The sequence below is a fragment of the Achromobacter sp. FW305-C-30-7 genome (assembly GCF_058783105.1).
Genome location: NZ_JBYSYI010000004.1, coordinates 626,405 through 651,272, shown reverse-complemented (window position 1 = coordinate 651,272; position 24,868 = coordinate 626,405). Strand labels below are relative to the sequence as shown.

Genomic DNA, 24,868 nt, shown 5'->3' with positions numbered 1-24,868 from the left:
CCCGCGGCTGCGGCCGCCTCTTCCACCAGCGCCGCGTTCTGCTGCGTCACCTCGTCCATCTGCGACACCGCGCGGTTCACCTGGTCGATGCCGCTGGATTGCTCTTCCGACGCCGCCGAGATCTCGCCCATGATGTCCGTCACCCGCTTCACCGAGGCCACGATCTCCTGCATCGTCGCGCCAGCGCGTTCCACCTGCTGTGAACCCGCGCCGACCTTGGTCACCGAGTCCTCGATCAGGCCCTTGATTTCCTTGGCCGCCTGGGCGCTGCGCTGCGCCAGCGAACGGACTTCGCCCGCCACCACCGCAAAGCCCTTGCCCTGCTCGCCGGCGCGCGCCGCTTCCACCGCCGCGTTCAGCGCCAGGATGTTGGTCTGGAAGGCGATGCCGTCGATCACCGACACGATCTCGGAAATCTTGCGCGAGCTGGCAGAAATGCCTTGCATCGTGCTGACCACTTCCGACACCGCCGAACCGCCGCGCTCGGCCACGTCCGAGGCGCTAGCCGCCAGTTGGTTGGCTTGGCGCGCGTTGTCGGCGTTCTGCTTCACGGTCGAAGCCAACTCTTCCATCGAGGCTGCAGTTTCCTCCAGCGAGGCGGCCTGTTCTTCCGTGCGGCTGGACAGGTCCGTATTGCCGGCCGAGATCTCACGCGAACCCACCGTAATCTCGTCGACGCCGCGGCGCACTACGGACACGGTACGGGTCAAGCTTTCCTGCATGCGCTTGAGTGCAGCGAACAGCTGGCCGATCTCATTGTGCGAGCGCACTTCCACTCGGCTGGTCAGGTCTCCCGCGGCAATCTTGTCGAAATGCTGACCAGCTTCCACCAAGGGGCGTACCACCAGGCGGCCGAACACGATGCGGGCCAGGATCATCAGCAGCACCGCCAGGCCGACCGCGACGCCCACCGCCACCATGGCGAGGTTGAAATTGGCTTCGGCCTCGTCGATCGTGGCTTGCTGCTGGTCGCCAATGTACTTGCCGAATTCGCTGAGCGCCTCGATGAAGGCGGCGCTGCGGGGCGTGCCGTACTCGTTGTTCACCATATAGAAGGTGGAATAGTCTTCGCTGCGCAAGGCTTCGACCATGGTGTCCACGCCGTCGTCGATGTACGAGCGGTAGCGGCGCACCAGATTCATCGACAGCTGACGGCCGGTGTCATCCTGCAGCATGTTCTTCTGGAAATCGGCGAAGCGGCTACGCACGCCGGTCAGCAGGTCCGTGGCGCCCTTCAAGGCTGCTGCGGCGTCGCGGGCCGAGTTCTCTCCGCTGCCCCAGCCGGATTCCTGCAGGTGGCGCGCGGCAACCATCAGGGCAACCCGCGCGCGCAGCATGTCGCTGTTGATCACTTCGACCTGCTTGGAACGCTCGGTCAAGGCATTGACCTCGCGGATCGACTCATAGTTGCTCTGCAGGAAGTACGCGGCCAGGCCGCCCACCGCCGCGATCAACACGGCGAAGAACGCCATGACCCACAGCAACATGGTGCCGACGCGGGCATCGCGCAATCGCAGCTTGCGCTTCACCTTGGGCGCGCGCGCGGCCTTCTTCTTGCCGACCTTGCCGGATTTCGCACCGGATTCGAGACTCGCTTCCATATTATTTCCCCATCCCTCAGGAACTACTCTGACCAAATGAAAAACCACCCGATCGACATGCCTTGTTACACGAGGCATGCACTTCGGGCGACGTACATCGCGGCGCGCGCCGCGATGCTCCCCGCTGGACTACAGGGCGCTATTTGCCCTGAGGCTGCAACCCGGTCGGTTCACCCGGACCCGGGATGTAGATGGTCTGCACCTCGGGCGCCACGGGGGATGGCGCCATGTCCTGACGCAGGTCAGGCATAGGCGCGGGTCCCAGCAGCTTCTGGCGTTCCCAAGGTTCCAGCAAGATATTGGTACTGTCGACGAGGCGCAGCAGCCGGCCGTCCGGGCCGAACTGCAACAGCGCTTCCTTGCGGCTGTACAAGCCGTCCGCGACGAAGGTGATTTTGAAGGCCCAGAGCGCGAGCAGCGTGCCGTCGGTCTGCTTATAGAGCTTGTCGGGCGGGGCGGTGAGCGTGCGCGAAGCCTCTTCCAGCGTCGTCTGCCCCGGCGTCAGCATCGACAGCTTGCCCGGGTCGAAGTTATGCCCCGTCGCCGCGCAGCCGGCCAGAAACACCGCTATCGCGGCCGCCGCCAAAAGATGTATATAGCCTCGCATACCCTACCCATTTACCGGCCAGGCCGGTGTCAGAAAGATTCCCAATCGTCATCCGCTGGCGCAGCCCGGCGGCTCGGCGCCGTCGCGGGCTTTACCTCCGACGCGGCCGCCGGACGTACGGCGGGACGGCGCAGCGGCCTTGCCGCAGTCGCCCCTTCAGCTGCGGCCGGCTTGGCCCGCGCGGAATGCGTCAAACGTACCGCCGGAACTGCCTTGGCCTCCGGGGCGGGCGACTCCACCTGCGCTGCGGAAGCCGCGGGAGCGACCGGGGCAGGCATGCGCGGCGCGCGGCGCTGGCCGGCCAACTGGTGCGCCGGGACTTCGATCACTTCGCCCGCGTTGATCTTGAACACGGCCACCGCTTCGGCCAGGCGCTCCGCCTGCTCCTGCAGCGATCCCGCGGCTGCGGCCGCCTCTTCCACCAGCGCCGCGTTCTGCTGCGTCACCTCGTCCATCTGCGACACCGCGCGGTTCACCTGGTCGATGCCGCTGGACTGTTCCTCGGACGCCGCCGAGATCTCGCCCATGATGTCCGTCACCCGCTTCACCGAGGCCACGATCTCCTGCATCGTCGCGCCGGCGCGCTCCACCTGCTGCGAACCCGCGCCAACCTTGGTCACGGAGTCCTCGATCAGGCCCTTGATTTCCTTGGCCGCCTGGGCGCTGCGCTGCGCCAGCGAACGGACTTCGCCCGCCACCACCGCAAAGCCCTTGCCCTGCTCGCCTGCGCGTGCCGCTTCCACCGCGGCGTTCAGCGCCAGGATGTTGGTCTGGAAGGCAATGCCGTCGATCACCGACACGATCTCGGAAATCTTGCGCGAGCTGGCAGAAATTTCCTGCATGGTGTTGACCACTTCCGACACCGCCGAACCGCCGCGCTCGGCCACGTCGGAGGCGCTAGCCGCCAATTGGTTGGCCTGGCGTGCGTTGTCCGCGTTCTGCTTCACGGTCGAAGCCAGTTGCTCCATCGATGCCGCGGTTTCCTCCAGCGAAGCCGCCTGTTCTTCCGTACGGCTGGACAGGTCCGTATTGCCTGCGGAAATTTCGCGCGAGCCCACGTTGATCTCGTCCACCCCGCGGCGTACCGACGCCACGGTGCGCGTCAGGCTTTCCTGCATGCGCTTGACCGCCGCCATCAGCGTACCGATCTCGTTGGTCGAGGCCACGTCCACTCGGACGGTCAGGTCACCGCCGGCGATCTTGTCGAAACTGTCGCTGACGGCGCGCAAGGGGCGCAGGACCACGCGGTTCATGAACAGGAAAGCGCCCAGCCATACGGCTACGATCAGCACAGCCAGCACGACGTACACGATGGCCATCGTCGCCGCCTGCGAGCGCGACGACGACACCATCTCTTCGCTATAAGAGGTAATGTCCTTGGCGAATTCGGTCAATTGCTTCGAAAAGGCCCCGCTCGCGGCTCCAGCCCGGGTGTTCTTCAGATCCAGGTAGGCCGCCGAATCGCCCTTATCCAAGGCCGACATCATGGCTTGCAGCGCGTCGGCAAAGCCGTTGAACGACGAAATGAGGTCGCCTTCGGCGCTCTTGCCGACTGCCGTGGTCTTTGGAATGGTCTTGAAGGTCTCCATCTTCTTCTTGGCATCCGCAACCAATTGCTGCACCGTGCGCGTGTTCTCGCTGGCACCGCTGGCGTCGCCCGTGGCCCGCTGCGCAGCGGCAATGTCGGCGCGTATCGTGGCGCGCAGCATCTGCGTGTATGCGTCCTTGATCAGATTGGCCTGCTGAACGCTCAAACTGTCCAAGGCGTTGATCGCCTCGGAGTTGGCTCGCATGCTGTTCCAGCCCAGGACGATGGACACCAGCGCGGCCAAAGCGACGGCCAACTGGGCAAGCATCAAGCCCGTGCGCACCTTCAGATTGCTAAACATTTCCGTATATTCCGGTAGTCGTCCCGGCGGCATTCTTGCCGCCAGGCCGTAAATAGGGGGGTAGCTTTACTGCATGTGCTGCGCTGACGGATCCCTCCGTCAGAAAGACTCCCAATCGTCGTCCGACGAAGGCGTCGGGCGTCGGCTGGCTGCTGGCGCCGCAGCTGCGGCATCCTTGGCGCTCGCCGGGCGGATGGTCGGCCTGCGTAGCGGACGAACGGTGGTGGCCGCTTCCGGTGCCGGCTTGGGCCGGGCGACTTGCGTCAACCGTGGCGCGGGCGCGGCCTTCGGGGCAGGTTCCGCCGGCGGCGCATCTGTCTTGGCGGGTTCGGCGGACGCCTTGCCTGCCGCTGCCACCTTCGGAGCCGGCATGCGCGGCGCGCTGCGTTGCGATGCCAATTGCTGCGCGGGGGCTTCGATCACTTCACCCGCGTTGATCTTGAACACGGCCACCGCTTCGGCCAGGCGTTGCGCCTGCTCTTGCAGCGAACCCGCAGCTGCGGCAGCCTCTTCCACCAGCGCCGCGTTCTGCTGCGTCACCTCGTCCATCTGCGACACCGCGCGGTTCACCTGGTCGATGCCGCTGGATTGCTCTTCCGACGCCGCCGAGATCTCGCCCATGATGTCGGTCACCCGCTTCACCGAGGCCACGATCTCCTGCATCGTCGCGCCGGCGCGCTCCACCTGCTGCGAACCCGCACCGACCTTGGTCACCGAATCCTCGATCAGACCCTTGATTTCCTTGGCCGCCTGGGCGCTGCGCTGCGCCAGCGAACGGACTTCGCCCGCCACCACCGCAAAGCCCTTGCCCTGCTCGCCTGCGCGCGCCGCTTCCACCGCGGCGTTCAGCGCCAGGATGTTGGTCTGGAAGGCGATGCCGTCGATCACCGACACGATTTCGGAAATCTTGCGCGAGCTGGCCGAAATGCCTTGCATCGTGCTGACCACTTCCGACACCGCCGAACCGCCGCGCTCGGCCACGTCCGAGGCGCTGGCCGCCAGCTGATTGGCCTGGCGCGCGTTGTCGGCGTTCTGCTTCACGGTCGAGGCCAGTTGTTCCATCGAGGCCGCGGTCTCTTCCAACGAGGCTGCCTGCTGCTCGGTGCGGCTGGACAGGTCCGTATTGCCGGCCGAGATCTCGCGCGAACCCACGTTGATTTCGTCCACGCCCCGGCGAACCAGCGCCACCGTGCGGGTCAGGCTTTCCTGCATGCGCTTGATCGCGCCGAACAACAGGCCGATCTCATTGGTGCTGCGTACGTCGATGCGGCCGGTGAAATCGCCGCCCGAGATCTTCTCGAAATGATCGCCCGCTTCACGCAGCGGCCGCAGCACGGTCCGGCTGATGAACAGCCAGCATCCCAATGCCAGGACCAGGGAAATCGCCAGCATCACGATCGTGACCGTACGCGAAACGCCATGGGCCGATTCGGCCTGCGAGACCAGTTCGTCGGTGCTGGAGTCGATATGCGCCAGCACCTCTCCCACCGCCTCTCTCAACGCCGTATTCGCGGCGCTGCCGGCATCGTTCAAGTCCAGATAGTCCTGCACGGCCATGGCCGACAGCGCAGCCGCCTGGCGTTTGACCACGCCGTCGAATTGCCTGTAGGCGCTCTCCAGCTTTTGATTTACGGCCTCCGAGCCTTCCAGGCGCGGTGCCTTGCGGTATGCATCCAGTGCCTTGACGCCATCCTGCATCAGACCTTCGGCACGTTTGACCTGCGCGTTCGCCTGTTCGGTCTTTCCTTGCTGCAGATCCATCAATGATGTCGCCAGCAACAAGCGGCCGCGCAGAAACAGGATGTAGGAGCGGTTTAACTGTGTGGCCTGAGTGGAGTAGGCGTCATTGACCCGCTCCAGCTTCTCATTGCTCGAGTTCAGCCCCAACCAGGCGACGCCATTGGATATGAACATGGCGCCCGTGAAGAGCAGCAACACCAGAACGAGACAGGTGCGGACTTTCAAGTTGACAAGCATGGAATATCCGAACGTTAAGCAATGTGAAACGAGTATTTCCTACACTGCACGCACACACGGACGCCCCGGCCCCTGGCCAGTAGCGTCCGCAAAGGCGCAACTCTACGCACTCGATGGCGCGTTTTTTGACCTACCGCATTACTACTTGCGGCTGAACAGACTCGATCCCTGGATGGTCATGAATGCCGCCGACGCCGCTTGCAGCGCGACTTGGCGCAACGCGAGCTGGCTGGCGCCTTGGTAATAGTCCAGCTCTTCAAGATCCGACAGGGACTTGGAGTAAGACAGGCCCTTCTGCGTGCCCGTGGCGTTCAGTGCGTCCAGTTCATTCATCCGGGCGCCAACCGAAGCCTGCACCGTCAGAACGTTGTCGTAGGTGTTCGCCAGCTTCTTGTTGGCGGTTGCCAAAGCGTTTTTCAGCTTGGCGGTCGCCACGGGGTCGCCAGCGCTAGGCGCGTCCAAGGCAGCGATGACGTTGTCCAGAGTGGCGAACACGTCCATATCGGCGGATTGGACGCTTTCGACGTTGATCACGTCACCCGCGTTCGGGGCCCCCTTGACCGATACGGATACACCGCTGCCCAGATTGATCGTGGTGCCATCGGAGTAAGCCGTCGCAGGAGATCCCACAGCAGGCACGGTCGCGCTGGTACCGTCGGGATTCGTCGTCGTGACCCGATAGCCTATCGCTCCGGTCGCCGCGTCGGTTTCAAACTGCACCGCGAACTTCATGCCCGCATTAGCCGAACCCGGTGTCACAGATGCCGAGCCGAACTCGACGGTGCCAGTATTTGAGTTGGCCGTCGAAGTGACAAAGGCTTGCGAACCCGGATTGGCGCGGCCAAAAATGTCCTTGCCCAGATCGCTGGTGGACAGTTGGCGGCTTTGGTCCACCTGAATGGTCCGCTCTCCGACCGAATTGCTATAAACGATCTTGCCAGTCGCGTCCTTGGAGTACGGCATCACGCTGCCGTCATTGCCCGAGAACAGATACTGGCCATTGCCATCCGTCGTATTGGCAAGACCCAGCAAGGCATCGCGGGTGCCTTTGAGCGCTGTGGACAAGGTTTGGCGGTCGCTATCGGAGAGCACGCCACCCGACTGGATGATACGAGTCCGAGCTTCCTGCAAGGCGTTTGTCACCGCCGTCAAGGTATTGCTTTCCTGGCCCAGATTCGTGTTGGCGGTCTGGCGGTTCATGCCATACGTATTGTTCATGCTCTGGGTCTGCGCCACGCTGATGGCCAGCGCGGCGGCCAGGGGATCGTCCGCCGGCGTCAGGTTCTTGCGTCCGCTGCCGACCTGCTCGACCAGGCGGTTCATGTCGGATTCCTGAGAGAGAACGCCTTTCAGGCCGTTCGAATACATCATCGAGGTGCTCAGGCGCATGGTGAAGCTCCGAAATTTTCTTTATTGGTCACGATTCAACGATCCGATCAGCCGCGCAGACCCAGCAGCGTGTCGAACATGGTGCTGGCCACATCGATGATGCGGGCGCTGGCTTGATACTGTTCCTGGTATAGCGACAGGCTGACGTATTCTTCGTTCAGGTTGACGCCCGAAACCGCCTGCTGCGCCGCAGCCTTCTGCGTGATCAGGTTGGCCTGCGCGGTCGCCGCGGACTTGAGCTGAGCGGTCTGGACCCCGACGGTATTCACGACTTGGCCGAACATGTCGTTCACGCTCATCGTGCCGTTACCCAGCACCTTGCTGTTCTGCAGTTGCGCCAGCTTCAGCGCGTTCTTGCCGTTGGCGTCACCGCCCTCTGCGTCAGCCGCGGCGATCTTATAGGGATCGCTGATCAGCACGGTGAGGTCGCGCGCGGCGTCACGCGTAGGAGCCAGTGACCATTTGTCGCCGGCCTGGGGCGGCTCGCTGATGGTCAGGGTAACGCCCATCTCACTGTCGAGATTCAGCGTGCCCGGCGTGCCGGTCGCCGGGCCGTTGTAGACCTGCGAGCCTTCCGGCATGCGCAGCACCCGGTAGTTCGTGCCGTCGAAGGAAATCTCGTATTCCTTGGCGTTGATGTTGTTCAGGTTCGTGAACTGGCCGGAAATCGACGCGTTGCTCTTGTTCTGCGCATTGGGCACGCCCTGCGGCGAACCGATGCCGAAGAAGTCCGTGCCAGGATTACCGTTCTGGTCCAGGCCCTGCTTGTGCTGCTCATTGAAGGACAGCGCCAGGCCGACGGCCATTTGGCCCAACTGGCTTTGCATGACATCCAGCGACGTTGCGCGGAACTGCAGCAAACCGCCCAGCGAACCGCCGGTCACTTCCGTATCGTTCAGTTCCACGGCGACCGTCTTGCCCGCGCCGGCTGGCAGCGTATAAGCAATGGTGGTGCGCCCCACGTCCTTGGACGAAGCTACCGCTTGCAGCGGATAGATGGTGTTGCCCGACAGCAGGGCTTGCCCGCCACTGGCCAGCGTGATGTTGATCTTGTCGCCTTGCTCGTAGGTGGTGACGCCCACCAACTGATTCAGTTCCATGACCGCCTGGTCACGCTGATCCAGGAGATCGTTCGGAGGACTGCCGCCCGCCTTGCCCGTAGCCAGCGAGATCTGCTGGTTCAGGTCGTCGATACGCGTCAGATAGCTGTTGACCTGCTCGACCGTCGTGGTGATCTGCGTATTCAGGCCGATGCGCTGGTTCTGCATTTCGGTGTAGGCCGAACGGATCTGGGTGGCCAAGCTGTTGGCCTTGCCCAGCAAATCCTGACGCGCAGCGGGGTCGGCCGGCTTGCTGGCCACCGCGTTCATGCTGGTGAAGAAATTGGTCAAGCCCGGCGCGATGCCGACGGTGCGGTCCGCAAACAGGTTGTTGATCGCTGAAACCTGGTTGTATTGCGTCTGGAGCTGGGCGCCGCTGCCCTGGGCGCCTACCAGTTGCTTGTACAGGAAGCTGTCGTAGCTGCGCTCGACCGTGTCGACCTGGACCCCACGGCCAATGTAGCCGTTGCTGGTGGCCTGGGCGCCGGCGGTCGAAACCATGACGCGCTGGCGGTTGTAACCGACCGTGGTGGCATTGTTGATATTGTGGCTGGTGGTGGCCAGCCCTGCCTGAGCGGCGTTCAGCCCGCCCAGCGCCAATTTATACATATTCATGCTGACAATGCCCCGTATTTAACCGCTGATATACCTGGATATCCAATTAACGGCAGGAGATGATCCGAATTTAGAGTCCTTCCAACATCTGGCGAGAAATTTCCACCTTGGATGCCGCGCCACGTAGCTGACCCATGACGCCGATCAGCTTTTGCGCATACTGCGGATCCGTCGCGTAGCCCGCGGCCTGGATCTTGCGCGCCGCCTCGATCTCGTTGCGCGCCTGCGTGACGGCCTCGTAGCGCGGGCTGTTACCGATCAGGCGGGCATAATCCGCGAACGATTCCTCGTAGGAAGCGTAGGCACGGAAGGGCTGCGTCACCTTTTTCGCCACACCGTCTTCGTATTCGGTGGTGAGCACATTGACGACCTGGCCCTTCCAGCTGGATCCCGCCTTGATGCCGAACAGGTTGTAGCTGGTGCTGCCGTCCTGGTGCTTGATCTCGCGCTTACCCCAGCCCGACTCCAGCGCCGCCTGGCCCATGATGAGACGCGCGGGCACGCCGCTTTGCTGCGAAGCCAGATTGGCCGCGCGCGACATCTTGGAAACGAAGGCGACCACATGGTCTGGCGCGCCTTCCGCCGCGGCCAGCGCCCGGTTCTGGGCGCTGTTGTTGCGCATCACGTTCAGCAACGCCGAAACTTCGCGCGAACCCGCGGAACGGAAATCGGGGTCAGCGCCCTCTCCCAGGCGCTTGACCGCATCCGCGCCCAGCTCGCCGGGCTTGCCTTGCTGCATCTGCGCCAGAATGGCGCCGGACAGGCCGATGCCAGGCGACGCCAGGTGCAAAGCCAACTGCTCGTCCGCCATGGACTGCAGCATCTGGGTCTGCTGCGAATCGAACAGCCCCTCCTTGGGGGTGGCTTCGCGCATGCGCTTGACCATCATCTGCAGGAACAGGGCCTCGAACTGCTTGGCCACCTGCTTCTGCTGTTCGGTCCCTTCCGGGTCCTTCTTGACGTCGCGCTTCAAATCCGACAAACGGCCCATGTCAAAGACCGAATCCTGCCGGCTGGCGCCGCGCGCCGCATCGTTGGTGTACGCCATGGCCGTCAGATGATTTCCAGTTCGGCGCGCAAGGCGCCCGCGGTCTTCATGGCCTGCAGGATCGCCAGCAGGTCCTGGGGCGTGGCGCCCAAGGCGTTCAGACCCTTGACCACATCCGCCAGATTGGCGCTGGTGCTCACCCGTTGCAGCGAACCGTTTTCCTGCCGCACTTCGATCTGGGTATTGGGCACCACTACCGTCTGCCCTTCCGTGAACGGCGTGTCGGGCTGCGACACCTGGTTTTGACGGTTGATGATGACCGACAGGTTACCGTGCGCGACGGCGGCTTCTTCGATCATGACGGTGCGGTTCATGACGACCGAACCCGTGCGGGCATTGATGATGACCTTGGCCACCGTGGGCGCGCGCGCCACCTGCAGGTCTTCCACCTGCGACAGGAAGCGCGCCTGCGAGGCCTGCTCCATGGGCGTGCGCACCTGCACGACACGGCCGTCCAGCGCGGTGGCGGTGCCTTGTCCGAACTTGCGGTTCAGCGCCATGGCCACATTCTGCGCCGTACCGAAATCGGTATTGTTCAATTCCACATGAATGTAGCCGTCACGCGAAAACGTGGTGGGTACGCCCCGCTCGACGATGGCGCCCGCGCTGATGCGGCCGCCGTTCAACTGGTTGATCTGCACGCTCGAACCGCCGGCGGAAGCGCCCGCGCCACCCACCAGGATGTTGCCCTGGGCGATGGCGTAGACCTGGCTGTCGGCGCCCTTGAGCGGGGTCATCAGCAAGGTGCCGCCGCGCAGGCTCTTGGCGTTACCCATGGACGAAACCACCACGTCCAGGGTCTGGCCCGGCCGGGCGAATGCGGGCAAGGTGGTCGTGACCATGACGGCCGCCACGTTCTTGAGCTGCATATTGCTGCCGGCGGGCACCGTAATGCCTAGCTGGGACAGCATATTGGTCAGGCTTTGCTGGGTAAATGGCGTCTGGCGCACCTGGTCGCCGCTGCCATCCAGGCCCACCACCAGGCCATAGCCGATCAGCTGGTTGCCCCGCACGCCCTGGATCGAAGCCAGGTCCTTGAGCCGCTCGGCATGAGCCGCGCCTGCGCCGGCCACCAGCCCGACCGAAACGCAGACGCGCGCCAACAAGGACAACAAGGCGGATATCGGATTCGGTTGTTTCATGTTCAGAACGGCGAAGCGATCAGGAAGAAGCGTTGCAGCCAGCCCATGGTCTGGACTTCGTCCATGACGCCCTTGCTGCGGTACTCGATGCGAGCGTCGGCCACCTGGGTGGACGACACGGTGTTGGTGCCGGTGATGGAGCGCGGGTCGACCACCCCCGAGAAGCGCACGAATTCGCTGCCCCGGTTGATGGCGATCTGCTTTTCACCCGCGACCTGCAGGTTGCCGTTGGACATCACCCCCACCACCGTGGTGGTGATGGTGCCGGTGAAGGCATTGTTCGCGGTGCTGTCGCCCTTGCCCTGCGACACGTTGCCGCCCTTGGCGTCGGTGTTCAGGTTGGCGTTGGCCCAGCTGTCCATGAAGGACGGCGCCGCGGCGATGCCCAGGCTGGCACTGCCGCTGCGGTTGGTATTGGTGGCGACGTTCTTGGAGGCGTTGGTCTTCTCGTTCAGGACGATGGTGACGATGTCCCCCACGTTGCGCGGCCGACGGTCCTCGAACAAGGGATAGTTGCCGTAGGTGGTCGGCTGGTAGATCGAGCCCGTGGGCTGCGCCATCGGCGCGGCCGGCGGCGGCGGCGCGGCCGTGGTCGGCCCGGTCACGATAGGCTCGGGCGGGATCATGGCGCAACCGGCCACCAGCATAGCCAGTGCCGCACTCGATACCAGGCGCAGGACAGACATGGACATCACAGTTGGGTCAGGCGGGCCAGCATTTCGTCCGAGGTCTTGACGGCCTTGCTGTTCATTTCGTAGGCGCGCTGCGTGGTGATCATGTTGACCAGTTCTTCAGCGACGTTGACGTTGGAGGTTTCGACGTACTTCTGCATGATGGAACCCGCGCCGTCCACGCCCGGCTGCAGCAGGTTGGCGGGACCCGATGCGTCGGTTTCGAGGTACAGGTTTTCGCCGATGCTCTGCAGGCCGGTGGGGTTGATGAACGTCGCGATCTGCAACTGGCCGATCTGCACGTTGATGCCGGCAGCGCCAGGCTGCGTCACCGAGACGATGCCGTCGTTGCCGATCGAGATCGACAGCGCGTTGTCGGGGATGTTCATCGGCGGCTGGATCACATAGCCGCTGACGGTAGTAAGCTGGCCGTTCTGGTCGCGTTGCAGGGCGCCATCGCGGGTATAGGCCTGGGTGCCGTCGGGCAATTCGATCTGCAGAAAGCCGCGGCCGTTGATGGCGATGTCCATCTCGCTGCCGGTGTTGTTCAGGTTGCCTGCGGTGTGGATGCGCTCGGTCGCGGCCACGCGCGCGCCGGTACCCAGCTGAAGGCCGGACGGCAGCTGGGTAGCGTCGCCGACCTGGGCGCCGGGCTGGCGCAGCGTCTGGTACATCAGGTCCTGGAACACGGCGCGGCCGCGCTTGAAACCATTGGTGGAGACGTTGGCCAAGTTGTTCGAAATCACGTCCATGGAGGTCTGCTGACCTTCCAGGCCCGTCTTGGCGATCCACAGCGAACGCATCATGATGTAGTACTCCTGGTGGCGCGGCCCGGCCGCGCGCGAAAATTGTTTCTAGTTCAGTTGCCGTATCAGGCGCTTACCGACAGGATGCCGTTGGCGCGTTCGGCGTTGCGGTCCGACTGCTGGATCACCTGCATCTGCTGCTCGAAGCGGCGGGCGTTGGCGATCATGCCCACCATCGCCGCCATGGGATTGGTGTTGCTGCCTTCCAGCACGCCCGACAACAGCCGCAGACTGGGATCGGCCGGCACCGGAGGCGCAGGCTGGCCGTTGACGGGCGCCATGCGGAACACCCCGTCGTCGCCGTGCACCAGCTGATCGTTCTGCGGGCTGGCCAGCTTGATCCGGCCCAGGTTCAGGATGTTGTTCGGCGCATCGCCGGCGCCGATGGCGGTAATGGTGCCGTCGGCGGTGATGGTCAGGGCAGCCTGGTCGGGTATGTCGATGGGACCGCCCTGATCCGACAGCACAGGCTGGCCCAGCGAGGTCTGCAGCAGGCCGTTGATGCCGACCTGCAGGCCGCCGGCGCGGGTATAGGCTTCGCCTTGCGGCGTCTGCACGGCGATCCAGCCGCGCTCGCTGGACAAGGCCACATCCAGGTCCCGGCCCGTGGTCTGCATATTGCCCATCTGGAAGCTGTTGCGCGGCGTGGACGCCACCGTCGAAACGCGCGTGGGCAGACTCGTCCCGTCCGTGACCGGCACCGAGCGGTACAACGCGATCTGCTCGCGGAAACCCGCCGTGTTCACGTTGGCCATGTTGTTGGAAAGCGCGGCCTGATGCTCGGTGATGCGCGCCGCGCCATTCATGGCGGTGTAGATGATACGGTCCATTGCCTATTCCGTCGGTGTCGTCACTTGCCTGCCAGGCTTACTTCAGGTTCATCAGGACTTGCATGATTTCGTCCTGGGTCTTGATGGTTTGCGAGTTGGCCTGATAGGTGCGCTGGGCAATGATCATGTTGACCAGCTCCTTGCTCATGTCGACGTTGGACGACTCGGTGGCCTGGCCCACGACCTTGGACAGGCCGTTGCTGCCAGGCTGGCCCAGGATGGGCTGGCCGGAGGCGGAGGTTTCCGTCCAGGCGTTGTTGCCCACGGGCTGCAGGCCCTGCAGGTTGGAGAAGTCGGCCAGCACGATGGTGCCGACGATCTGGGTCTCGCCGTTGGTGTAGCTGGCCACGATGCTGCCGTCGCCGCTGATATTGATGCCGCTGAACTCGCCGGAAGCGTATCCATCCGGCTTGGCGACCAGCTTGTAGGCGCTGCCGAACTGGGTGGTGCCCGCGTAGTTCATCGCGATGTTGATCGGATCCGCTGGCGTGGTGCCGCCACCCGGGGTGGCGAAGGACAGGTTGACAACAGGCGCGCTGGTCATCACGCCGGCCTTGTTGAACGTGAACTTCTGCGGGTTGCCCCAGACGCCGGCCGCTTCGGTGGTCGGCGCCATGGCCTGGCCGTCGATCGTGTAGTAGACGTCATAGGTGCTGGTGTCCGCAGTGGCCGCCGGGCGCTTCACGAAATACTGCATGACCTGGTGGGAGTTGCCCAGCGAGTCAAACACAGTCATCGGCGAGGCGTTGGTATAGGTGTTGGACAGCTTCGGGTCGAATGGCTTGCCAGTTTCGACGACAGCCGCCGTGTACTCAGTGAACGCCCCCATCTTCGACAGATCACCGCCCGTGATAACGCCACCCGCGCCCACGGTTACCGTTTCCGTACCGACGGTGAAGGTGGAGCCTGCGGCGGGCAGCGCACCACCAGCCGGTACGGTATCCACCAGTGTCGCCGTTCCCGTGCCGTCACGCGTGAAGGTGTACACCGTGCCAGGCGCCGCGCCCAGCGTGACCGTCCCGGGGACAGCCGCCTTGGTTTGCGTATCCGTTTCGTAGATGACTTTCGCGTTGGCGTTCAGGTTGGCCACGGTGGTACCCGTGGATGTCGCTAGCGGAGCCACGTTCGCCGTGGGCAGCTGCAACTCAACCGGATTCGCGCCAACGGAGCCCGGCGGATAACCCGTCAGACGATACCCCTGGGCATTCACGATGAAGTTGTTCTTGTCGACCAGGAATTCGCCGTTGCGGGTGTACATCACCGCGCCGCTCTGGTCAGTGACGCGGAACATGCCCTTGGCGCCGTCGATCGCAATGTCGTATTCGCCGCCGCCGCCGTTCACCGTACCCACGGTAAAGCGCTGGTTGATGGCCGCGACCTTCACACCCAGGCCGACGCGCGAACTGGCGTAGACGTCGGCGAACGATGCAGTCGCCGACTTGAAGCCGACGGTGCCGGAGTTGGCGATGTTGTTGCCGATGACGTCCAGGTTCTGCGCCGCGGCGTTCAAGCCGCTCAATCCTTGTCCGAAACCCATGTTTTTTCTCGCTAATCTTTAACTAGGGAAGCCGCCGCCCATGCGCCGGCACCGATACATTGCGCCCGCTTCAGGCGCCGATTACCTTGCGCACATCCAGCATGCTGGTCTGGCCGTCCAGGCCCAGATCCAGACGCAGGCCTTCGGTGGAATACGCCACGCTCTTGACCTGGCCGTAGCTCAGCACTTCTGCATTCACCTTCTTGCCGTCGGCATCCGTGGCCATGACGGACACGGTGTACGCGCCCGGCTCCAGCACAACGCCGCTATCGTTCTTGCCATCCCAGGACAGCGTGTACACGCCGGGCTTCTGGTCCGTCGTTTCGATCGTACGCACCACCGCGCCGTTCGCGTCCGAAATGCGGATCTGCACTTTCTGGGCGTCGCCCTGCAGGTCCAGGCCATAGGGAGTAACAACACGGGCCTCGGGATTCGCCGCATCCACGCCGGACTTGATCTTGGAGCCGGGGATCAGCACACCCTTGCCTATCATGGCCACGGCATTCATCGACTGAGAAACATCGATCTGCCCGCTGATGGCGAGCATGGTGTTCTTCAGGTTGGTGATGCCTTCCACGGTGGAGATCTGGGCCAGCTGGGAGGTCAGCTCGGCGTTCTGCATCGGATTCAGGGGATCCTGGTTCTGCAGCTGGGTCACCAGCAGCTTCAGGAACTGGTCCTGCAGGCCTTGGGCCGTGCTGCTGCCGTTGGCGCCGGTTTGCGCCAGGCCCAGGCCGGTCTTGCTCGTCGATTGGTCGATAGTGGTCATGGATACACGGGTTCCGGAAATTAGGACTGGCCGATGGTCAGCGTCTTCTGCATCAGGGCCTTGGCGGTATTGAGCACTTCCACGTTCGCCTGGTACGAGCGCGAGGCCGCGATCATGTTCACGGTTTCAGCCACCGGGTCGACATTGGGCATGCTGACGTAGCCCTGCGCGTCGGCCAACGGGTGTTGCGGGTCGTAGACCTGCTTCAAGGGCGATTGATCCTCGATCACGCCAGCCACGCGCACGCCGCCGATCTCCTGGCCCAAGGCCTGGCCCGCCGGGGGATTCACCTGAAACACGACCTGGCGGGCGCGGTACGGTTTGCCATCGGGGCCGACCACGCTGTCGGCGTTGGCCATGTTGCTGGCCGCCACGTTCATGCGCTGCGATTGCGCGCTGAGCGCCGAACCGGCGATATCGAAAATGCTCAACAAGGACATTGCCTGCCGCTCCCTTTAAAAATCATTCCTGAATTGCGGCCATCATGGTCCGGATACGGCCAGACAGCATCTGCATCGTGCTTTGGTAATGCAGGGTGTTATCCGCGAACTGCACGCGCTCGATGTCCATGTCCACCGTATTGCCGTCCATGCTGGGCTGGTACGGCAGGCGGTACAGCAGTTCCGTCGGGCCCTGCGATACGGCCTTGGCCGGAATGTGGCGCGCGGACGTCAGCGTGAGCGAGGTATCGGGCAGGCGCTTGGTGCCTTCCATGGCGTTGGCCATTGCCGTCTTGAAGTCGAAATCACGCGCCTTGTAATTGGGCGTATCGGCGTTGGCGATGTTCGACGACAGCACTTCCTGGCGTTGCGCGCGCAGTCCCAGGGACTGCTGGAAGAAGCGGAAATCTTCATTAAGCCTGTCTAGCATCGGAGCGCCTTGGTGCGTTGCAATTCAGATAAAACGAGGGACGCCGGACAGACCGTTATCCCATTGGATGACGGCATCATAGGGGCCAGGGGCTCGACACAATCAGCCAAATAACCCGTCATTTCTCATCCAATTCACGTATTGCCGAATGCCGCGGACTTCTACAATTCATCCATCATGAAAATATCCGCAACCCGACTCCGCGCGCGCGCCGGCTGCCTGGCCGCCCTGCTGCTGCCCCTGGCTGCCGCGCAGGGACAGGAAGCGGCAACTCAGGCACCCGAGGCGATCGCCCTCGTGGCGCAGACCTATCTGCTGGATCAGCTGGCTGGCCTGCCCGGACAGCCGTCGGTCGCGATCGACCCGCCGCGCGCAGAACGCCTGGCGCCCTGCGACGCCATGTCCCCATTTATGCCGTCAGGCATGAAACTGCGTTCGCGCATGACGGTTGGGGTACGCTGCAACGCGCCCAAACCCTGGACGGCCTATGTCCAGGCAACGGTAAGCGTGCCGGGTCACTATTACGTCGCCGCGCGGCTGATTGCGGCAGGACAGGCGCTGACGCCGGACGACCTCGCGCCGCGGGACGGCGACCTGATCGCCCTGCCCCCAGGCGCAATTACGGATCCGCAAGCCGTGGCGGGGATGACGGCGGTGCACCGGATCAATGCCGGGCAAGCGGTGCGGAGTTCCGGGTTGCGCAACGCACAATCGGTGCTGCGCGGCGCCAATGTCCGCATCAACGCGCGCGGCAAAGGCTTCGTGGTCAGCAGCGAAGGGCAGGCACTCGACAACGCGGCGCCGGGCGCCACCGTGCAGGTGCGCACCGCGGGCGGCCAAGTCGTCAGCGGCGTGGTGCGCAACGCCAGCCTGGTCGAAATACAACTGTAATTGTTGTTACATGTCGCATCGCACCATACACCGCCCGTCCCCTAAAGTTCTTTCCGGCCCTGCCGTTACTGAGGCATAAGTAGGCGATTCCGTCGCACAACCGACCTTGGACGCCCCGCGGAGAAAATCTTGAAGATCAATTCCACCACCAACCGCCCCCTATCGGCTGACACCGTCGCGCCTCGCGCCGACTCGGCCGTTGCCCAGGCCTATGGCGCGGGCAGCGCCAGCGGCTCCAGCAGCTCGCAGGTGGCGCTGAGCTCAGCGTCGCGCAAGCTGTTGGCGCTGCAGGACGGCTCCAATGACATCAACGTCGAACGCGTGGCCGCCATCCGCGCCGCCATCGCCTCGGGTCAGTTGAAGATCGACACCGGCCGCATTGCGGACAGTCTGATCGCCAGCGCCCGCGATCTGCTGAAGTAACCCCGAACCTCTCGAGCCGAACAGCATGACCATGAGCACCGTCGAATCCCTTCAATCCTGCTTGCGGCAGGAAGATACCCTGATCACCGAGTTCTCCGCCATTCTGGAAGAAGAGACCGAAGTGCTAGTGGGCTTGGGAAGCGTCGGCACGCTGCAGGAAATCACTGAACGCAAGGGCGAGGTCGCCCGCAAGCTCGTGGACCTGAGCCAGGCCCGCGACTCCCTGCTCGCGGAAATCGGCCTGCCGGCAGGACACGCCGGCACGGAGCAGGCGGCCGTTCTGCACCCGCAGCTGTCAGGCGTGTGGCAGGCCCTGTTGAGCAAATCGGCATCCGCCAACGAAATCAATATGCGCAACGGCGCGCTCATCGACGTGCATCTGCGCTATACGCAGCAATCGCTGGACGCGCTGCGCAACATGGGCGCCGCTGGCGGCGCCCTGTCCACCTACGACGCCCGCGGTCGCGGCGCACGCACCGCCCCGGGCCGCAAGCCCATCGTGGCCGGCTGAACCACAACACGGTTGAACAGCAGCGCTTGCACAACGCGGCGCAATCCGCAGATTGCGTTGCAGCGCGCATGTTCTTGCGCAAGAGCGCCAGTTCTTTAACGCGCGCAACCCATCAAACAGCGGCTCTCTTCAGGCCGCAGTCATCTCCAGCATCGCGTACAACTTCAGCAACGCGACCGGCAACATGCGCCCGGACAGCTTGCGATCCGTTCCCATGATGCCCGACAGAGGCCCGCGCAGCACTTCCGCCGCCGGCGTATGCGCCAACTGCCAGCATGCCGCGCCCATCTGCCCGGCCATCAGCGATTGGCGTGCCAATGCATGCGCGCCGTCCACGGCCGGCAGAGCCTGCCATGCGTTCGCCATATAGCGGAATCCCGCCTTGGCCTCGTCTTGCAGCACCAGCCAGCGCGCCACTGTGGCGGCGTCCGCCTGGGACGCGGGCAGATTGGTCATGCCGAACAGCTGTCCGGCCACCTCGCCACTGACCGTGTCGATCAGGCGGGCGCAGACCAGCCGCACTGATACGCCGCCGCTGCGGCCCGGCAACGTCACTTCCGTACCGGAGGCCCACAATGCCAGGGGCACGCGCTTGCTACCCTGGACGCTATGCAGCCCGGGCATGTCACCGGGCTGGCCGACAGGCAGATAACCCACGCTCTTGCCCACGGCATTCAGATTGGTCGGGCAGTCATCCTGAACCACGCGCTGGCCGCCAGCGCTGCGCGCCACCCAGGCGACGCCTTGTTCGCTCAAGGTCTGCCACAAGGCGGAAGTGCCGGCCTCCAGCATGTGCACAACCGGCACGCGCGCCAGTTTTTCCGCCAACCAGCGCACGCGAGCCTGCAACGCCTGGGCCGCATCCGGCTGGGCCGGCGCGGTAGGCGCGAACGAAGACAGCATGCCGTGCGGCAGAACCAGTTGCTGCGCGGGCGCTGCCAGGGCCGTGCCGCGATCGCTCATCAGCAGCGTGCCCAGCAACGCTCCTCCCGGCAAACCCTCACCCTTCAAGGGAGCCTTGCCATGCATGGCAAGCAGATGCCGTCCACAGACCGAGGAAAATTCACGGCCGATCATCGCCAAGGGCTCGTCGCCCAGGGCGGTCAGACTGGCGCCCGAACCGTCTGCGACATAATCGCGCCAGGATGCACGGGCCTGCACGCAGGCCGGATCGCTTTCCAGCCAGACGATAGCGTCGTCCAGGTTTTGCGCAGCCTCGATGGAGCCCGCGCCGCCTTGCGGCCTCAGGATCGCGGAAGCCAGCAATTGCCGCTTGCGGGCAGGATCCGCGCTTTCGGGTTCGCGCGATGCGGACACCAGCGTCGCCAGGTCGGCCTCGCTCGGGGTGTATAGCGCGCGGGCGCGTTCGACCATGGAAAAGGCGCGGTCGATCAACACGTCGGCCCGGGCCAGTTCCATGTGTTCGGGTACTTTCTGCCCCACCGACATGTAGTGGATTGGCAGGCGATGGCGGATGGCCGTGTCCAGCGCCGCGCCCAGGCGGGTGGCCTCGTCCAGCTTGGTAATGATGCAGCCAGCTACGTCCTCGCCCACGCCATTGCGATAGGCGTGCGCCACTTCGTCCAGGGTGTCGCCCTGGCTGGCTGCATTGAGCACCAGCAGCCGGCGCACCGGCTTGCCCGCATTGCACAGCATTGCCGCTTGTTCCGCCACCTGTCGGTCTCGCTGGCTGATGCCAGTGGTGTCGATCAGCACGATCTTGCGGCTGCCCAGTTCAGCCAGGATGCGGCGCAGTTCGCCCGCATCACGCACCGAATGGGCGGGCACGCCCATCAGGCGTCCGTAGATCTGCAGCTGTTCCAGCGCGCCGATCCGAAAATTATCGGTGGTCAGCATCGCGACCTGCTCGCGGCCCTCGCGTGCCACGCAGCGCGCAGCCAGCTTGGCCAGCGTGGTGGTCTTGCCAACGCCGGTCGGCCCGACCAGGGCATACACGCCGCCGGCCAGGAACTCGTCTTCGGACCGCAGCACCGGCAAGTGGGTTACCAGTTCGTTGCGGGCCCAACTCAGCGCCGCTTCCTGCGTCATGCCCTGGGGCAGACGCTCGACCAGGGTGCGCACCAGTTTGGTACTGAAACCCGCGTCCAGCAGGCTGCGGAACAACGCGGCGCCTGCTGGCTCCCGGCCCGGCCCCTGGCGCCCGCCCCAGAGCAGCCCGTCCATGCGGCTTTCCAAGGCTCCGCGCAGCGCACTGATGGCGTCCTGCAAGCCGGCTGCGGCATCGGAAGGCAACGCGGCCGGCGGCGCCATCGGAGGCTGGCGCAGCGGCACATCGGGCATGCGGGCCATGGAAGACCCGGCTGCGGACTGAGGCGCTGCGGGCACGTAGGCCGCGGGAGCAGCGGTCGAGGCGGCGGCTCGCGCAACCGGCGTCTCGCGCAACGGCGGCAAGGATGGCAATTCGACACGGACGGGCGCAGCCGGAGCAGGCACCGCTGCCGGCGGCGCAACCGGCGGCGTCTCGTCTTCGGCCTGCGTCGAGGAAGCATAGGCTGCTTGGTAGGCAGCAATCGAACGCGACGGCGCCGGGTAGCCGGCGGGTGGCATGGCGGGCGCCGGCGTCAACGGGAGCGCCGCCGGATCCGGGACATCGAAACGCACGCCCGCCGGAACGCTGACAGGCGCCTGCGGAAGAACATCGGCCGGCCGGGATGGCGCGGCTTCCTGTCGTGCAGGAGACTCATGAGCCGTGTCATCGAAGGCGCCCTCGACAGTGGCCAGAACCTCCACGCCGCCATCGACGCTGCGGTTCGACACGATCAGTGCATCCGGGCCCAGCACCTGCCGGACCTGGCGCATCACATCGCGGCTGTTCGCCCCAAAAAATCGGCTTATCTTCATGCCCCATTACCTCCGCCGATCAGCGCGGTCACACGCACCATGCGCTCATCGGGTATTTCCGTATTCGACAACACGCCCAGCTGCGGCAGGTGGTGCCGCAAGAAGCGCGACAAAGGCGCGCGCAAGACCGGCGACACCAGCAGCACCGGCGCGTTGCCCTGCGATTCCTGGCGTTCGACCGCGGCCTGCGCTTCGCGCAGCAAGGTATCGGCCAGCCCCGGCTCCAGTCCGCCACTGGTCGTCATGGCCTGTGAAAGCACGCGCTCCAGCTTCACGTCCAGGCCGATCACGCGCAGCTCGCCCTCGCCCGGGAACCATTGCTGGGTGATGGCGCGACCCAGCGAACGGCGCGTCAAGGCGATCAGTTCGTTGATGTCGGGCTGGCTGCCCGTACCCGCGGCCAACGCCGCCAGGCGCGGGCCATGCTCGGACAAGGTGTCGATGATGGTGCGCATGTCGCGGATCGGCACCTCTTCCGACAGCAGGCCTTGCAACACCTTCTGCAGCGCCGTGAGCGACAAGGTCTTGGGCACCAGGTCTTCGACCAGCTTGGGCGCGTCGCGGCCGATACGGTCCAGCAATTGCTGCACTTCCTGGCGACCCAGCAGGTTGGAACCGTGGCGATGCATCAGGTGATTCAGGTGCGTCGCGACCACGGTGCCGGCATCCACCACCGTGTAGCCCGCCACCTGCGCCTGGTCGCGCAGGCTGCCGTCGATCCACAGCGCCGGCAAGCCAAAAGCGGGGTCGGTCGTGGGCGTGCCCTTGATCGGCATGGTCACGCCGCCCGGGTCGATCGCCAGCCATTGCCCCGGCATGGCTACGCCATGGCCGACTTCCACGCCAGACAGCAGGATGCGGTAATCATTGGGCTTGAGCTCGAGGTTGTCCCGGATATGCACCACCGGCGGCAGAAAGCCCACGTCCTGCGCGAACTTCTTGCGCAGGCTGCGGATGCGGTGCAGCAGTTCGCCGTTCTGGGCGTGATCCACCAGCGGAATCAGACGATAGCCGACCTCCAGACCCAGCTGGTCCACCATCGACACGTCGTCCCAACTGGCCTCGGCGGCGGCGGCCTGCGCCTGCGTGATCGCCTGCGGCGGCACCTCCGCGGCGGCCGCCGCTGCCGCAGTCTGCCGCTTGTACAGCACCCAGCCCCCCCAGCCCAGCACGCCGGCCAGGGTCAGGAAGGCGACGTGCGGCATGTTGGGAATCAGGCCCATGATGCCGACGATGCCGGCCGTCAGGAACAGCACGCTGGGGTTGGAGAACAGCTGGCTGATGATTTGCTGGCCGATGTCCTGGTCGGTCGACACCCGCGACACCACCACGCCCGCAGCGGTGGAAATCACCAACGCCGGAATCTGGGCCACCAGCCCGTCGCCGATGGTCAGCAGCGTATAAACGCGCGCCGAATCGCCCATCGACATGTCGTGCTGGGCAACGCCCACGATCAGGCCGCCGATGATGTTGATCGCCATGATCAACAGGCCGGCGATGGCATCGCCGCGCACGAACTTGCTGGCGCCGTCCATCGAGCCGAAGAAGTCGGATTCCTGCGAGACTTCCGCGCGGCGCTTGCGCGCCTCGTCTTCGCCGATCAGGCCGGCGTTCAGGTCCGCGTCGATCGCCATCTGCTTGCCCGGCATCGCGTCCAGGGTGAAACGCGCGCCCACTTCCGCAATACGGCCGGCACCCTTGGTGATGACGATGAAGTTGATGATGGTCAGGATCACGAAGACGATGATCCCCACGGCAAAGTTGCCGCCGACCAGGAAGTGGCCAAAGGCCTCGATGACCTTGCCCGCCGCGTCCGGACCGGTATGGCCGTTGAGCAGCACCACCCGGGTGGAGGCAACGTTCAGCGACAGGCGCAGCAGCGTGGCGAACAGCAGCACGGCCGGAAACGCGGCGAAGTCCAGCGGTTTGCGCGTGAACATCGCAACCAGCAGGATCATCACGGACAACGCAATGTTGAAGGTGAACAGCAGGTCGAGCAGGAACGTGGGCAGGGGCAGGACCATCATGCCCAGCACCATCACGATCAGGACAGGCCCGGCCAGCAGCCGCGCATGCGTGGCCCCGCTACTCTTCAACATGGTGAGCAAAGCGCTCATTCCTTAAGCTCCTTGTGCTGCGGTTTTGGCTTGCGGGTCCAGCTCGGCCGGCACGGCCAACCGGGTCGGGACCGTAGGTTCGGCGCCCCACCCAGCCCGCCAGGAGCGCAGCTGGAAGACCCACGCCAGCACTTCTGCCACCGCGGTGTAGAGTTCGGCCGGGATTTCCTGCCCGATCTCCACGTGTTGATGCAATGCGCGCGCCAGGGGCGGCGCTTCCAATGTCGGGATGCGGCTTTCGGCCGCCAGTTCGCGGATCTTGGCCGCGATCAGGCCGGTGCCCTTGGCCAGCACTCGCGGCGCGCCGCTCTTTTCCTCGTCGTACTTCAAGGCCACCGCATAATGCGTGGGGTTGGTCACCACTACGTCCGCCTTCGGCACTTCAGACATCATGCGGCGCCGCGCCGCCTGGCGCTGCTGCTGCCGGATGCGCGCCTTCACGTGCGGGTCGCCTTCGCTTTCCTTGTGCTCCTGGCGCACGTCTTCCTTGGACATGCGCAGCTTCTTCAGGTGGCTCCAGATCTGCCACGGCACATCCAGCATGACGATGACGATGAGCGAAGCCACGATAAAGGCGCAGCACATCGCCACCAGCGTCAGCGCCTTGACCAGCGCCGCCGACGGCGCCACGTGCATCAGGCTCAGCATGTCGTCGTGATAGCGCCAGATGACCCAGACCGCCACGCCGCCCACCAGCAGGGCCTTGGCCAGCGCCTTGATAAGCTCCACCACCGTCTGCGACGAAAACATCCGCTTCACCCCGGAAATGGGGCTGAGCTTGGAGAAATTGAACTGCAGGGGCTTGCCGGAGATGACGAGGCCGCCGAGCAGCACGCTGGACAGCACCGCGATGACCGCCAGCAGTCCAAAAATGGGCAGCAGCACCAGCAAGGCCTCGCCGAAACCCTCGACCGCCCGCTCGACCATCACGCCGGGATCGGCGACGATGCGCTGGTCGAAACCCAGGCCGTTGCGCAGCACACCGGTCAGGGTGCGGTAGAGCGAACTGCCGCCCGCCCAGATGGCGCCCACGCCCGCCGCCAGCATCATGAACGTCCCCAATTCCCGGGAACGCGCAATCTGCCCCTCCTCGCGCGCCTTTTCCAGGCGCCTGGGAGAGGCGGCTTCGGTCTTTTCGAGGTCGCTTTCTTCGGCCATGCTCTGCGGTATCGTTGCGGCTCGCGGATGCTGGAATGACGAGCTGCCCGCCGAG

The 24,868-nt window shown here is 64.6% G+C and carries 21 protein-coding genes; 3 read left to right on the top strand and 18 right to left on the bottom strand.

Going from position 1 to position 24,868, the window contains the following annotated elements; translation table 11 throughout:
* The 15 genes from AC3WOB_RS16845 to flgB form a co-directional block, all read right to left on the bottom strand.
* On the bottom strand, positions 1-1,601 hold a 1,601-nt coding region (locus AC3WOB_RS16845; RefSeq protein WP_492275665.1), incomplete at its 3' end, for a methyl-accepting chemotaxis protein.
* A 139-nt stretch (positions 1,602-1,740) separates the two neighbouring features.
* The gene (locus AC3WOB_RS16840; RefSeq protein ID WP_013393401.1) at positions 1,741-2,208 is read right to left on the bottom strand and encodes a hypothetical protein; all 468 of its coding nucleotides are present in this window, start codon (positions 2,206-2,208) and stop codon (positions 1,741-1,743) included.
* Between the two features lie 29 nt (positions 2,209-2,237).
* The gene (locus AC3WOB_RS16835) at positions 2,238-4,097 is read right to left on the bottom strand and encodes a methyl-accepting chemotaxis protein (protein WP_492275664.1); all 1,860 of its coding nucleotides are present in this window, start codon (positions 4,095-4,097) and stop codon (positions 2,238-2,240) included.
* Positions 4,098-4,196: 99 nt separating this feature from the next.
* Positions 4,197-6,074, bottom strand: coding sequence for a methyl-accepting chemotaxis protein (locus AC3WOB_RS16830; protein ID WP_492275663.1), 1,878 nt, complete (start codon positions 6,072-6,074; stop codon positions 4,197-4,199).
* A 141-nt stretch (positions 6,075-6,215) separates the two neighbouring features.
* Complete coding sequence (flgL, locus tag AC3WOB_RS16825) at positions 6,216-7,463, bottom strand: flagellar hook-associated protein FlgL (protein WP_492275662.1); 1,248 nt, start codon at positions 7,461-7,463, stop codon at positions 6,216-6,218.
* Between the two features lie 47 nt (positions 7,464-7,510).
* Positions 7,511-9,178 (bottom strand): flagellar hook-associated protein FlgK, encoded by a 1,668-nt coding sequence (flgK, locus tag AC3WOB_RS16820; RefSeq protein WP_492275661.1) that lies wholly within the window; start codon positions 9,176-9,178, stop codon positions 7,511-7,513.
* 70 nt (positions 9,179-9,248) lie between these two features.
* Entirely contained in the window at positions 9,249-10,226 is a 978-nt protein-coding gene (gene flgJ, locus AC3WOB_RS16815) for a flagellar assembly peptidoglycan hydrolase FlgJ (protein ID WP_013393396.1), read from the bottom strand.
* Between the two features lie 5 nt (positions 10,227-10,231).
* The gene (locus AC3WOB_RS16810; RefSeq protein ID WP_424238444.1) at positions 10,232-11,368 is read right to left on the bottom strand and encodes a flagellar basal body P-ring protein FlgI; all 1,137 of its coding nucleotides are present in this window, start codon (positions 11,366-11,368) and stop codon (positions 10,232-10,234) included.
* A 2-nt stretch (positions 11,369-11,370) separates the two neighbouring features.
* Positions 11,371-12,060, bottom strand: a complete 690-nt coding sequence (locus AC3WOB_RS16805; RefSeq protein ID WP_041653448.1) for a flagellar basal body L-ring protein FlgH — start codon at positions 12,058-12,060, stop codon at positions 11,371-11,373.
* Positions 12,060-12,845: a flagellar basal-body rod protein FlgG gene (gene flgG / locus AC3WOB_RS16800; RefSeq protein ID WP_013393393.1), complete on the bottom strand. Its 786-nt coding sequence runs from the start codon at positions 12,843-12,845 to the stop codon at positions 12,060-12,062. The genes AC3WOB_RS16805 and flgG overlap by 1 nt, the downstream gene beginning before the upstream one ends.
* Positions 12,846-12,910: 65 nt before the next feature.
* Positions 12,911-13,675: a flagellar basal body rod protein FlgF gene (locus AC3WOB_RS16795; RefSeq protein ID WP_013393392.1), complete on the bottom strand. Its 765-nt coding sequence runs from the start codon at positions 13,673-13,675 to the stop codon at positions 12,911-12,913.
* A gap of 37 nt (positions 13,676-13,712) precedes the next feature.
* Positions 13,713-15,212, bottom strand: coding sequence for a flagellar hook-basal body complex protein (locus AC3WOB_RS16790; protein WP_492275660.1), 1,500 nt, complete (start codon positions 15,210-15,212; stop codon positions 13,713-13,715).
* 70 nt (positions 15,213-15,282) lie between these two features.
* The gene (locus tag AC3WOB_RS16785; RefSeq protein WP_013393390.1) at positions 15,283-15,981 is read right to left on the bottom strand and encodes a flagellar hook capping FlgD N-terminal domain-containing protein; all 699 of its coding nucleotides are present in this window, start codon (positions 15,979-15,981) and stop codon (positions 15,283-15,285) included.
* A gap of 20 nt (positions 15,982-16,001) precedes the next feature.
* A complete protein-coding gene (gene flgC / locus AC3WOB_RS16780; RefSeq protein WP_013393389.1) occupies positions 16,002-16,421 on the bottom strand; it encodes a flagellar basal body rod protein FlgC in 420 nt (139 codons plus the stop codon).
* Positions 16,422-16,443: 22 nt separating this feature from the next.
* On the bottom strand, positions 16,444-16,851 hold the full coding sequence (gene flgB / locus AC3WOB_RS16775; protein ID WP_013393388.1) for a flagellar basal body rod protein FlgB: 408 nt from the start codon (positions 16,849-16,851) through the stop codon (positions 16,444-16,446).
* 177 nt (positions 16,852-17,028) lie between these two features.
* Here flgB and flgA point away from each other — a divergent pair, with 177 nt between their 5' ends.
* The 3 genes from flgA to AC3WOB_RS16760 all read left to right on the top strand — a co-directional run bounded on the left by flgA (position 17,029) and on the right by AC3WOB_RS16760 (position 18,676).
* A complete protein-coding gene (gene flgA / locus AC3WOB_RS16770; RefSeq protein WP_013393387.1) occupies positions 17,029-17,742 on the top strand; it encodes a flagellar basal body P-ring formation chaperone FlgA in 714 nt (237 codons plus the stop codon).
* Between the two features lie 129 nt (positions 17,743-17,871).
* A complete protein-coding gene (gene flgM / locus AC3WOB_RS16765; protein ID WP_013393386.1) occupies positions 17,872-18,165 on the top strand; it encodes a flagellar biosynthesis anti-sigma factor FlgM in 294 nt (97 codons plus the stop codon).
* 31 nt (positions 18,166-18,196) lie between these two features.
* Complete coding sequence (locus tag AC3WOB_RS16760) at positions 18,197-18,676, top strand: flagella synthesis protein FlgN (protein WP_041655503.1); 480 nt, start codon at positions 18,197-18,199, stop codon at positions 18,674-18,676.
* A 129-nt stretch (positions 18,677-18,805) separates the two neighbouring features.
* Here the strand turns inward: AC3WOB_RS16760 and flhF are convergent, their stop codons facing one another.
* The 3 genes from flhF to flhB are packed head-to-tail and all read right to left on the bottom strand — an operon-like array spanning position 18,806 to position 24,813.
* Entirely contained in the window at positions 18,806-21,538 is a 2,733-nt protein-coding gene (flhF, locus tag AC3WOB_RS16755; protein ID WP_492275659.1) for a flagellar biosynthesis GTPase FlhF, read from the bottom strand.
* On the bottom strand, positions 21,535-23,655 hold the full coding sequence (flhA, locus tag AC3WOB_RS16750; RefSeq protein ID WP_013393383.1) for a flagellar biosynthesis protein FlhA: 2,121 nt from the start codon (positions 23,653-23,655) through the stop codon (positions 21,535-21,537). The genes flhF and flhA overlap by 4 nt, the downstream gene beginning before the upstream one ends.
* Positions 23,656-23,658: 3 nt before the next feature.
* Positions 23,659-24,813 carry a flagellar biosynthesis protein FlhB gene (flhB, locus tag AC3WOB_RS16745; protein ID WP_492275658.1) on the bottom strand — a complete coding sequence of 385 codons (1,155 nt, stop codon included), beginning with the start codon at positions 24,811-24,813 and terminating at the stop codon, positions 23,659-23,661.
* Between the last annotated feature and the right edge of the window lie 55 nt (positions 24,814-24,868).